Source organism: Actinomadura soli (assembly GCF_005889715.1).
Lineage (GTDB): Bacteria > Actinomycetota > Actinomycetes > Streptosporangiales > Streptosporangiaceae > Spirillospora > Spirillospora soli.
This window is the reverse complement of the sequence record NZ_VCKW01000106.1, coordinates 17,627-28,173: the sequence shown is the minus strand read 5'-3', so window position 1 is coordinate 28,173 and position 10,547 is coordinate 17,627. Positions and strand designations below refer to the sequence as shown.

Here is a 10,547-nt window from a genome sequence, read left to right as displayed (position 1 = left end):
CGGATCGGCATCTGATGTACTATCGTACATGTACATTCGTACATTAGGGAGCGGGGAGCATGCCGGACGAGAGCGCATCGGCGGGGCGGCCGCGGAGCCGGCGCGATCCCGAGGGGCGGCGGCGGGCGATCGTCGAGGCCGCGGCCGAGCTGATCACCGAGGTGGGGACGGACGGGCTGACGCATCGGCTGGTCGCGGGCCGGGCGGGGGTGCCGCTGGGGTCCACGACGCAGTACTTCGCGACCCTGGCCGACCTCCGCGAGGCGGCGCTGCAGTACCTCGCGGACGAGATCGACGAGGGGCTCGCGGTCGTCCGCGAGGCCATGCGGGACGTGAGCAGGGCGCCCGCCGCGCTCGCGTCCGCGATGCACGAGTACCTGCGGGACGTGCGCCTCGTCCAGGCGGACAGTGCGCTGACCTGGGCCTCCGTGCACGACCCTCAGCTTCGCTCGCTGTCGCTGCGCTGGTTCGACGAGCTGGTCGCCATCCTGTCCGCGCACATCGGCGTCGCGAGGGCGACGGCGGTGGCCGTGTTCGCGGACGGCGCCACCTGGCACGCCGCACTCCACGAGGAGCCCCTCGACCTGGACCTCCTGACCGGCGCCATCACGGCACTGTTCACGGAGCCCCCCGCGGGCGGGACGCGATGAGCGTCGCCATGGGCAAGCCCGAAGCGTCGGCGCGGCGGCGGTGGGCGTCGGTCGTCGTCCTGTCCGCGAGCCTGCTGGTCGTCACGATGGACCTCACGGTCCTCAACATCGCGATCCCCGACATGTCGGCGGACCTGCGGCCGACGTCGAACCAGCTGCTGTGGATCGTCGACGTGTACTCGCTCGTCCTCGCGGGCCTGCTGGTGTCGGCGAGCGCGGTCGGCGACCGGTGGGGGCGCAGGCGCATGCTGCTGGCCGGGTACGCCGTCTTCGGCGGCGCGTCCGCGCTGGTGCTGCTCGCCGGGTCGGCCGAGACGGTGATCGCGCTGCGCGCCGTCCTCGGCCTCGGCGGCGCGATGATCATGCCGACCACGCTGTCCATGATCCGCACCGTGTTCACCGACCCGGCCGAGCGCGCGACGGCGCTCGGGATCTGGGCCGCGGTGTCGGGGATCGGCGCGGCGGTCGGACCGGTCGTCGGCGGGCTCCTGCTGGAGTACTTCTCCTGGCACGCCGCGTTCCTCGTGAACGTGCCGCTCATGGTGGCCGCGCTGGTCGCGGGCGCGCTCATCCTGCCCGAGTCGCGGCGCCTGCGTCCCGGCCGCTGGGACGGGATCGGCGCCGTGCTGTCGCTGGTCGGCATGGTCCTGCTCGTGTGGTCGCTCAAGCGCTTCGCGAAGGAGGAGAGCCTCGCCGTCGCCTCCGGCTGGGCCGCGCTGGTCATCGCGGTCGCGACCCTGAGCTGGTTCGTCCTGCGCAGCCTCCGCCGCCGGGACCCGCTCCTCGACATGCGCCTGTTCACCAGCCGGCGCTTCACCGCGGGCGTCGTCGCGGCGCTGGGCTCGACGTTCGCGCTGGCCGCCGCGCTGCTGCTGCTCGCCCAGTGGATGCAGCTGGTCGTAGGGTACGGCCCGGTCGAGACCGGCGTCCGGCTGCTCCCGGTCGCCGTGACCGCCACCCTCGCGTCGGTGCTCGCGCCCTGGCTCGCCCGGAGGACGGGCGCCAGAAGCGTGCTCGCCGGAGGGCTCGCCATCGCGGGCGCCGGGATGCTCGTGCTGTTCCTCGTCCCCGGTGATCTCGCCTACGCGCACGTCATGGTCGCCCTCAGCCTCGTCGGGGCCGGTATCGGGTCGCTCGCCATCGGCTCCGCGATGATCATGTCGGGCAGCCCGGGGGACAAGGCCGGCAACGCCGCCGCGATCGAGGAGACCAGCTACGACCTGGGCAACGTCCTCGGCGTGGCGGTCCTCGGCAGCGTCGCCGCGCTCCTCTACCGCATCGGCCTAGACGACGACCTTGGCGCGCTCGACTCCCGGGGCGCCGGGGCGGCGCGCGAGTCCCTCGGGTCCGCGGTGGCGATCGCGGACCGGCAGGGCCTGCCCGACCTCGCGGCCCGGGCGGGCGCCGCCTTCACCGACTCGATGCAGACGACGTCGCTGTTCGGCGGCCTCACGATGATCGCCGTTGCGGTGGCCGTCTTCGCGATCGTCCCGAAGGGCACCGACATCACCGAGCAGCGGCACTGACCGTCAGGCGGGGCTCGTGAGCGTGGCCATGGCACGGTCCGGTTCCCAGTGGGCGCGGAGGGACGTGATGAGCCCGTCCTCGTCCACCGTGTAGACGAGGACGCAGTCGATCGTCATCGTGGCGCCGTCGCCGGTCGTCGTGGTGATCGTCGCGACGTTGGCGCAGCAGGGGCCGTTGGCGAACGAGTCGGCGACCGCGAAGTCGAAGCTCGCGATGGTGGAGACGAAGTCGTCCCAGAACGCCTCGATGGCCTCGCGTCCCCGATGCCCGCGCCCTTCGGGGTCGAGGAACGACGGCCCGACGGGGTCTTCGATCAGGGCGTCCGGCGCGAAGAGCCCCAGCCATTCGTCCTTGCGGCCCGCGGTGACGGCGCCCATGGAGGCCCGCGCGGCCCGCCGCGCCGGATGCTCCCCGGCTATAACGTGTTCTCGTCTCATGTTCTGGCGATGACCTTCTCCGCGAACCGCTCGAGATGCTCGATCTTCGCGTGCAGCGGCTCTTTGTCGGGCCCCTTTTCATAGGGCATCCGGAATCCGACGATGACATCGGTGACGCCCTTGTCCTCCAGCCGCTTGACCCCGTCGGGCGAATAGGCGTCCGGCGAGATCACGTGGACCTCGAACGGCGCGCCGGCCTTGCCCTCGGCCTCCCGCAGCCGGTTCAGCCTGGCCAGCAGCTCGTCCAGGTCGCCGCCGCCCGCGTGCATCCACCCGTCCCCCCGGACGACCGCGCGCCGCAGCGCCGCCTCGCTGTGCCCGCCGACCAGGATCGGGAACGGCCGCGCCGGCGTCATCTTGATCGCCGGAACGTCGAAGAACTCGCCGTGGAACTCGAAGTACCCGCCGCCGCTCAGCCCGCGCACGATGTCGATGGCCTCGTCCATCCGCCGCCCGCGCCGCTCCCACGGCACGCCCATCACCGCGAAGTCCTCCCGCCACGGGCTGATCCCCACCCCGAGCCCGAGCCGCCCGCCGGTCAGGCAGGCGGTCGACGTCGCCTGCTTGGCGACCAGCACCGGCGGCCGGACCGGCAGCTTCAGCACGAACGGCGTGAACCGGAGCGTGCTGGTCACCGCCCCCATCGCCGCGATCAGCGTGAACGTCTCGATGAACGGCTTGTCCTCAAGGAACTCCCGGCCGCCGTCCGCGGTGTAGGGATACACCGAGTCCGACTCCTCGGGATAAACGAGCGAGTCGGCCACCGAAACGCTCGTGTACCCCGCCGCCTCGGCGGCCCTGGCCAACGGCAGATAGAACGACGGATCCGTCATCGCCTCCGCATACGTGAACCTCATCCCCGGATACTAGAACCTGTTCCACTTCCCCGCTAGGGCGCCTCCATGACCCCATCCCCGCCCCGAAAAGGGGCAGGGCGTGCGCTGGGGGCGCACGCCCTGCCTTGGGGTGGGATTTGTTCAGCTGGTCAGCGGAGGCCGCCTACCGAGGCGGATCTCGGGCTGTCCTGGGTCAGGACGTAGGACTTGCCTCCGAAGGTGAGGACGAAGTTGGACGGTGTGACGATCGGGAGCTGGTAGCTCAGGGCGATCTCGGCGGAGCCGCCGTTCGGGATGCTCGTGTAGCTCGGCACCGTGAGGGTGGCCTTGTGGAAGTCGCCCTTCAGGCCGCCGGTGTTGTTACCGGTGTGGCCTGCCTGGACGGAGAGCGTCCAGCCCGTCTGCTGGGTCATCGTCGACGGCGCGGACGTGCCGTAGTCGAACTTGAAGGTGGCACCGCCGGGGATGGTCTGGCCCGACTTGTTGGTGATGCGCATCTTCGGGGTGATCGGGTAGTTGGCGTCGCCGACCGGGAAGTTGACCAGGTCGACCTTCACGTCGAGGACGTCGGTCGGCATCGTCTGGCTGGACTTGAGGTTCCCGTACGGGGCGGCGTTCTTGAGGTTGTCGTGGATCACGTTGATCAACGTCTTCCCCATGAAGTACTCGCCCTTGCCGCCATTGCGGGCCGGGTCCCAGGCGTAGTCGCCGGACAGCTCCCAGATCATGATGCCGCCGATGCCCTTGTCGGCCACGTACTTGGCCTTGGCCGCGAGCGACTCCTCGTCCTCGGTGGACAGGAACACCTTCTCGGTGGCGTTCCAGAGCCACGGCGTCTTCATGGTGCTGTTGTAGTTGCGGGTGTAGGTGCCGATGAGGCGGTCGTCGGGGTCGGCCGCGGGGTCGAGCCCGTAGTCGCCGATGTAGGTGCCCTGGATTCCCTTTTCGAGGTTCTTGGCATGCCACATCGGGTTGCTGCCCGACGCCATTTCCTTGCCGTTCTCGAGGTCGTGCCAGATGTTGTCGATGCCGATTCCGCCGTCGCCGCACGGCGTCGTGGAGCCGACATCGCCCGCGGTGCCCTTCGGACACTGCTTCTGGTCGGGCAAGGCGGACTTGCCCCACAACCCGTTCGTGCCGCCCTGGACGTTCTTCCAGCCGCGAGTGTAGAAGGGCACGCCGATGTTGATACGGCCCGCCTGCATCGATCCTCGGAAGTAGTGGTAGGCCCAGTCGGTATTCAGATACCCGATTCCGTAGGCGTTGTAGACGCCGCCCTCCTGGAGTTCGTTGTCCTTTCCGTCGTCGTACAGGGCGGCGTTGGGGCCGACGAAGTGGTTCCAGGTCCCGTGCAGGTCGTAGGACATGATGTTGGCGTAGTCCAGGTACGGGACGACCTGGTAGCTGTCGTGCCCGCGCAGGATCCAGCCGGACGCCGAGACGGCGGCGGTCAGCAGGTAGTGCTTGCCGTCGGCCGCGCCCGCCGCGTCCAGCTTCTCGCGCAGCGTCTTCATGAGGGCCACGTATCCGGCCATCAGCTTGGCGCGCCGCGGGTTCGAGAACTGGAAGTCCTCGGGGTGCCCGGCGTACTGCATCGACGTGGCGTACTCGTAGTCGATGTCCGCGCCGTTGAAGCCGTACTTGCGCAGGAACTCGACGACCGAGTCCGCGAACGTGTTGATGCTCGCCTGGCTGTCGGTCATCTTGTAGAAACCGCCGGAGGCGACGCGGTTGCCGTTGTCGTCGATGTAGCCGCCCGATTCCGCCCAGCCGCCGATCGAGATCAGCGTCTTGACGTTCGGGTTCTGCTTCTTGAACTTGTTGAGCAGGTTGAAGTGGCCCTTGTACGGGAGGCTGGGATCCAGCTCCGCGCCCGGGACCTCCGGCCATTCCATCCCGATCGCCGGGTTGTTGGCGTTGTTGCCGCCGACCGAGACCTTGTTCTGCTCGTCGACGTGCGCGAAGGCGTAGTTGATGTGGGTGACCTTGTCCCACGGGATGTCGCTGGCGAGGAAGCGGGGCTTCTTGTCCTTGCCCGTCCGCCAGCTGGTGAAGTAGCCGATGGCGCGGCGCGGGTGGCCGTCGCCCATCTTCTCGCGGCCGTTGTCGTCATAGACCTCGCAGTACGCGGGGGTGACGTTCGGCGTCTGGTAGAGGCCGTCGGGGCGGCAGCCTCCGGTGCCGGCGCCGATGGTGGCGCTCACCTCGTTGCTCAGCGCGGAGAACTGGCCGATGGAGTCCTTCGCGCGCACGGCGAAGCGGTAGCTCCCCGGACGCAGGCCGGCGACGGTGGCCGTCGTGCCGGTGACCGACTGGACGACCGAGCCGTTCTGCAGCACGTCGTACCCGGTCACGCCGTTGTCGTCGGTGGCGGCGTTCCAGGCGAGCTTGACGGTGTCGCCCTCGGTGGAGGAAACGCGCAGGTCGGCGGGCTTGGACGGCGGCGCGTCCTCCCCCGAGCCCGGGGTGGTGAAGCTGACCGGGGCGCCGACCTCGGAGAGCTGGTCGGAGGTGTCGCGGGAGCGGACGGTGAAGGTGTAGCGGGTGTTGGCGGTCAGGCCGCTGACGGTGGCGGTGGTGCCGGTGACGGTGGCGGCGACGGCGCTGCCGTTCAGCACGTCGTAGTTCTTGACGCCGTGGTCGTCGGCGGCGGTGTCCCAGGCCAGGGAGACCGAGGTGGGAGTGACCTCGGTGGTCCGGAGGTTCGCGGGAGCGCTCGGCGGGGTGTCGGCGGGAGCGCCGTCGCATGGCTGGCCGTCGAGCTTGCAGTTCTCCGGGCCGCTCAGCGTTCCGGTGAAGGACACCAGGAAGCCGAAGGAGGCGGTGCTGCCCGGGCTGATCGTGCCGTTGTAGTTCCGGTTGGTGAACGTGTGGTGGGTGCCCGAACTGGCGAGGGAGGCGTCCCAGTACGAGCCCATCCGGACGGTGGAGGCGAGGTCGAACTCCAGCTTCCAGCCCGACGTGGCGCCGGTGCCGCTGTTGGTGATCGTGCAGGTGTACTGGGCGCCGCCGCCCCATTCCTGGACGGTGCGGCAGGCGGCGGTCGGGCCCGCCGCGTGGGCGGGCGTGGTCATGGCCACGGAGAGGCCGAACATCAGGAGCAGCGCGGTGACTCCGGCGGCGATCCGCCGGAGGGGGGGTCTGGTGCGCACGGCTATCTCAGTTCCCTTCAATAATTAGGAAACTATACTAATTGTGAGGAACATAACCGCACTTCAAGCGGTGTGCAAGGACCAAATTTCAAGGCTGCCATTCAGTTGGAACCGGTCCAGTACGCGGACCAGACCAGTTCGGAAGACGGCACGGAATGCCCATCCGGAGCCCGCTCGCACGCCCCCTCGACGTGGTCGTTCAGCGTCCGCTCAAGCGCATGGAAACGGCCGCCGCGGCCCGGGTCCGCGGCGGCCGTGTGGGCGATCGGTGCTATCCGTGCTCGCCGGTGTTGGACACCCGGACGATCGTGTGCTGGTCGAGGTCGGCGCCGGAAAGGCGGGCGGCGACCTGGCCGCGGTAGAAGACCAGGACGCTGTGGCACAGTTCCGCCAGCTCTTCCAGGTCGGTCGAGGCGAGCAGGACCACGGCGCCGTCGGCGGCGGCCTTGCGGATCAGGTCGTGGATCTCGGCCTTGGCGCCGACGTCCACGCCCCGGGTCGGGTCGTCGAGGAGCAGGACCGCGGGGGACGCGTCCAGCCACTTCGCCATGACGACCTTCTGCTGGTTGCCGCCGGACAGCAGGCCGACGCGCTGGTCCACGTCCCGGCAGCGGATCCGCAGCCGGTCCACGTGCCCGCGGGCCCTGCCGCGCAGCGCGGACTTGCGGACGACCAGGCCGTCACGGCTCAGCCCGATGGAGCGGACCTGGCCGATGTTCTGCCAGATCGGCTGGTCCAGCATCAGGCCGCGGCCGCGCCGGTCGCCCGACACCACCGCGACGCCCGCGCCGATCGCGCGGCGCAGGCCGCGCGGGACCGGGCGGTCGCCGGGCAGGCGGACGGTCCCGCTGGACGGCCGCCGGAGCCCCGCGACCAGTTCCAGGACGGCGAGGTGCCCCGCGCCGGCCAGGCCCGTCACGCCGATGATCTCGCCGGCGTGCACGCGGAGGTCGACGCCGGTCATCACCTCGTCCACCGACACCTTGTCGAGGCGCAGCTCGGGGCCGTTCGCGGCCTGCGGCGGGACGGGCGGCGGCGCCGCCTCCCGGTCGGGACGGGGGCCGAGCATCGCCGAGACGATGTCGTCGATCCGCAGGTCGGCGCGGTCGGCGCCGCTGAGGACGGTGTTGCCGTCCCGCAGCACCGTGATCGTGTCGCAGAGCTGCATGACCTCTTCGAGGATGTGCGACACGAAGACGACGCCGACCTGGCGTTCCCGCAGGACCTCCAGGATGCCGAGGAGGCGGTCCGAGCCGTCCCGGTCCAGGGCCGAGGTCGGCTCGTCCAGGATGAGGACGCGCGGCTCGGCCAGCAGGGCGCGGGCGATCTCGACCAGCTGGCGCTGCCCGAGGGACAGCTCGCGGACGAGGGTGCGCAGGTCGACGTTCAGGCCGAGCCTGGTGAGGATCGGCCGCGCGGCGTCGGCCATGGCGCGGCGGTTCAGGAACGGGCCCCGCCTGGGCTCGCGGAGCGGGAAGAGGTTGGCGAGGATGTCGAGGTCCGGAAACAGGTTCAGTTCCTGCGACACGACCGCGACGCCGTGGCGGACCGCGTCCGCCGTGCTGTGGAAGGCGACGGGCCGGCCGTCCATGGTGAGGGTGCCCGCGTCGGGACGGATCGTCCCGGCGAGCACCTTCACCATGGTCGACTTCCCGGCCCCGTTCTCGCCCAGAAGAGCATGCACCGACCCCGGCTCGATGTTCATGGCGCCGTCGGCGAGCGCGGTCACCCCGCCGTAGGTCTTGGTGATGTTCTGCGCGCGGAGCACTGTCATGTCAGTTGGCCTGGTTCAGGGGCTTGAGGTACTGGCCGGGGTTGCCGACCTGCTTCTCGGCGAGGGCCTTGAAGTAGGCGTTGCGGCTCTCCTCGTTGGCCTGGCGCTTCATGACGTCGTCGATGTTGCCGGAGTTGACGACGAGGGTGCCGGGGTTCCACCAGCCCTCGGGCAGCTTCTTGCCCTCGCGCTTGGCCTGGATCAGCAGGGAGATCGCCACGTAGCCCTTCAGCCAGTGCTCGGGCGAGGACAGGGCGAACAGGGACCCGTCCTTGACGGCCTTCAACGCGGCCGGGTCGAGGTCGCACGAGCCGGCGAGGAACTTGCGCCCGGTCTGCTTCTGGATCAGCGGCAGCGAGACGCCGTCCTGGGCGCCGACCCCGAGGTAGGCGATCGCCTTCGGGTTCGCCTTGACGATCGAGTTCCAGGCGTTGTAGTTGTCGGTCGGCTCCGACTTCGAGTCGAACGGGCCCTTGATCACCAGCTCGGGGCGCTCCTTCTTGATGACGGCGCTGAGCCCTTGGATGCGCTGTTCGAGAAGCCCCAGGCCGGGGATGGCGTTGCCGATGACAACCTCACCCTTGGTGCCCGGCGGAATCTTCTTGATGAGCTCCTCGCCGAGGGCGCGTCCGACCTCGGTGTTGCTGTTACCGACGAACAGGTTCGTCTTGGTTCCAGGCGGAGGGGGGGCATCCACGGCGACGGTCGGGATGTCGCTCTCGTCGGCCTGGACGAGCGGGCGGACGAACAGGTCGGGCGCGAGGGCCTGCAAGCCGATGCCGTCGGGCGAGCTGCGGATCGCGGAGCGGAGCAGCTGGACCTGGACCGGCCCGTTCACACCGGTGGGCGCGGACGCGTTCAGCGTCACATTCCCGTCGACGTTGGCGGCCGCCTTCGCGCCGTACGCCATTTCCTGGAACGGGTTCTGCGTGGTGGTGGCGTAAATGAATCCGAGCTTAAGCCTTCCTGATTTCTTCTCGCCCGAGCCACCCGAACCGGAACCGCATCCGGCCAGCGCGATCGAGCCGATCAGCACTGTGGTCAGGGTCAAAGCTCTGATCTTCACTTGTTCTCCTAAGGGTGCGGGGTGTCATAGACCGAGCTTGGCGCTCTCTCGCCGCCTGCGGCGGCGCACCAGGCTGTCCAGCGCGACGGCGGCGAGAATGACTCCACCCGTCGCGAACGCGCTCCAGTTGGCGGGAATGTTGAAGTACTGCAGACCACTGGTGACCACACTGAGGAGCACGGCGCCGAGGCAGGCGCCGATGACGGTGGCGCTGCCACCGCGCAGGGGCGTTCCGCCGATGATGGCGGCGGCGATCGCCTGGAGTTCGAACCCGGTGCCGATGTTGGGGTCGCCGGAGGTGAAGAACGCCAGGCCGAGCACGCCCGAGAGACCGGCGAGCAGGCCGATCAGAACCAGCGCCTGCATACGGACCTTCGCGATGGAGATGCCGGAGAACGTCGCCGCGTCCGGGTTGGACCCGATGGAGCGCACCCGGTAGCCGAACGGCGTGAACCGCAGGACCAGGGTGAGCACCACGGCGATCAGGATCAGGACCCACACGCTCGTCGGGACCCCGAACGTCTTACCGCCCAGCAGGGTGAAGAAGGAGCTCTCCAATGGCAGGCCCGTGACCTGCTTGCCGTCGCTCAGCGCTAGCGTCAGGCCGCGGAACACCGACAGCGTGGCGAGGGTGGCCACGATCGCCGGGATGCCCACGAACTGCACGATCAGTGCGTTGACGAGGCCGAGGAACCCGCCGAGCACGATGCCGAGGACCGCGGCCGGCCAGGCCGGCAGCCCCTCGTTCATCATCAGCCCGGTCGCGACCACCGTCAGTCCGAACGTCGACCCGACCGACAGGTCGATCTCGCGCATCGACAGCAGATACGCCATGCCGCAGGCGAGGAGCCCCACGTAGACGGCCGACTGGAGGGTGTCCAGCAGCTGCCCGACGCGGAGGAACTCCGGATGCAGGATGCTGATGAACGCGACCAGCGCCACGGTCGCGACCAGAACGCTCGTGGCCTCCCCGCGCCCGGCCCTGACGGCGAGCGAGGGAAGCTTGGCCTGGCTCAGCGATGCGGCATGTCCCCAGCTCCGAGGCGCCGGATCAACCTTTTCGCCGGTTTCGGACTGCCGATGGGCGGTCACTGGCGGCTCCCTT

At 69.6% G+C, this 10,547-nt stretch carries 8 protein-coding genes; 2 read left to right on the top strand and 6 right to left on the bottom strand.

Annotated features, from left to right (window positions below; genetic code table 11):
- The first annotated feature begins 59 nt into the window (after positions 1-59).
- Entirely contained in the window at positions 60-650 is a 591-nt protein-coding gene (locus tag ETD83_RS21045) for a TetR/AcrR family transcriptional regulator (RefSeq protein WP_138646851.1), read from the top strand.
- A gap of 8 nt (positions 651-658) precedes the next feature.
- A complete protein-coding gene (locus tag ETD83_RS21040) occupies positions 659-2,176 on the top strand; it encodes an MFS transporter (RefSeq protein WP_230421053.1) in 1,518 nt (505 codons plus the stop codon).
- Positions 2,177-2,179: 3 nt separating this feature from the next.
- Here ETD83_RS21040 and ETD83_RS21035 read toward each other — a convergent pair whose 3' ends face one another.
- The 6 genes from ETD83_RS21035 to ETD83_RS21010 all read right to left on the bottom strand — a co-directional run bounded on the left by ETD83_RS21035 (position 2,180) and on the right by ETD83_RS21010 (position 10,534).
- Positions 2,180-2,614: a nuclear transport factor 2 family protein gene (locus ETD83_RS21035; RefSeq protein WP_138646849.1), complete on the bottom strand. Its 435-nt coding sequence runs from the start codon at positions 2,612-2,614 to the stop codon at positions 2,180-2,182.
- Entirely contained in the window at positions 2,611-3,471 is an 861-nt protein-coding gene (locus ETD83_RS21030) for a TIGR03619 family F420-dependent LLM class oxidoreductase (protein ID WP_138646848.1), read from the bottom strand. Before ETD83_RS21030 ends, ETD83_RS21035 begins: the two co-directional genes overlap by 4 nt.
- Positions 3,472-3,599: 128 nt before the next feature.
- A complete protein-coding gene (locus tag ETD83_RS45425; RefSeq protein WP_138646847.1) occupies positions 3,600-6,602 on the bottom strand; it encodes a glycosyl hydrolase family 18 protein in 3,003 nt (1,000 codons plus the stop codon).
- Positions 6,603-6,873: 271 nt separating this feature from the next.
- On the bottom strand, positions 6,874-8,376 hold the full coding sequence (locus ETD83_RS21020; RefSeq protein ID WP_205717792.1) for a sugar ABC transporter ATP-binding protein: 1,503 nt from the start codon (positions 8,374-8,376) through the stop codon (positions 6,874-6,876).
- A 1-nt stretch (position 8,377) separates the two neighbouring features.
- Positions 8,378-9,442, bottom strand: coding sequence for a sugar ABC transporter substrate-binding protein (locus ETD83_RS21015; RefSeq protein WP_138646846.1), 1,065 nt, complete (start codon positions 9,440-9,442; stop codon positions 8,378-8,380).
- A gap of 24 nt (positions 9,443-9,466) precedes the next feature.
- The gene (locus ETD83_RS21010; protein WP_205717791.1) at positions 9,467-10,534 is read right to left on the bottom strand and encodes an ABC transporter permease; all 1,068 of its coding nucleotides are present in this window, start codon (positions 10,532-10,534) and stop codon (positions 9,467-9,469) included.
- Positions 10,535-10,547: the final 13 nt, after the last annotated feature.

Coding starts and splice junctions, on each gene's coding strand:
- ETD83_RS21040 (WP_230421053.1), top strand. CDS start 659: ATGGGCAAGCCCGAAGCGTCGGCGCGGCGGCGGTGGGCGTCGGTCGTC.
- ETD83_RS21030 (WP_138646848.1), bottom strand. CDS start 3,471: ATGAGGTTCACGTATGCGGAGGCGATGACGGATCCGTCGTTCTATCTG.
- ETD83_RS21035 (WP_138646849.1), bottom strand. CDS start 2,614: ATGAGACGAGAACACGTTATAGCCGGGGAGCATCCGGCGCGGCGGGCC.
- ETD83_RS21020 (WP_205717792.1), bottom strand. CDS start 8,376: ATGACAGTGCTCCGCGCGCAGAACATCACCAAGACCTACGGCGGGGTG.
- ETD83_RS21045 (WP_138646851.1), top strand. CDS start 60: ATGCCGGACGAGAGCGCATCGGCGGGGCGGCCGCGGAGCCGGCGCGAT.